Source organism: Streptomyces sparsus, assembly GCF_054776295.1.
Window position 1 is genome coordinate 1 of sequence record NZ_BAAHCA010001722.1, and the last position, 533, is coordinate 533.

General features: G+C 76.4%; 1 protein-coding gene. It reads left to right on the forward strand.

Translation table 11 applies throughout. The annotated features are described in order from the left end of the window. Positions 1–53 precede the first annotated feature (53 nt). On the forward strand, positions 54–533 hold a 480-nt coding region (locus ACYVE9_RS30495), incomplete at its 3' end, for a flavoprotein (protein WP_461031080.1).

Sequence of the window (533 nt, forward strand, 5' to 3'; positions counted from 1 at the left end):
GCGCCGTCCGACGGCCCGGTGCCGTCCGCCCCGGTGGCGGGGGCGGTGGCCCGGTGACCGCTGCGCCGAACGCGGGGGAACCGGTGGGCGCGCGCCGCCTGCTGGTGGTCGGTACCGGGTCCGTGACCGCCGCGCATCTGCCCTTCTGGGCCAGTTGGTTGAAGGCCGGGCACCCGGGGACGGAGGTGCGCTACGTCCTGACCAAGGCGGCCACCAGGTTCGTCACCCGGGAGGCGCTGACCGCCATCGGAGGCTGCGACGTACTGGCCGACCGGTGGCCCGACGAGCCCGAGCCGAAGGCCCGGCATGTCGACCTCGCCCAGTGGCCCGACGCGGTCGTGGTGCTTCCGGCGACGCTCAACTACCTGGCCAGGCTGGCCGCCGGACTGGGCGACTCGCCCTCCGTCCTCGCGCTTCAGTGCACGAGCGCGGCGATCGCGCTCGCCCCCGCGCTGCCGCCCGGCGGCGCGGAGAGCGCGGCGTACGCGGAACACACCGCCCGGCTGCGGACGCGCGGCAACGTGGTCGTCGTC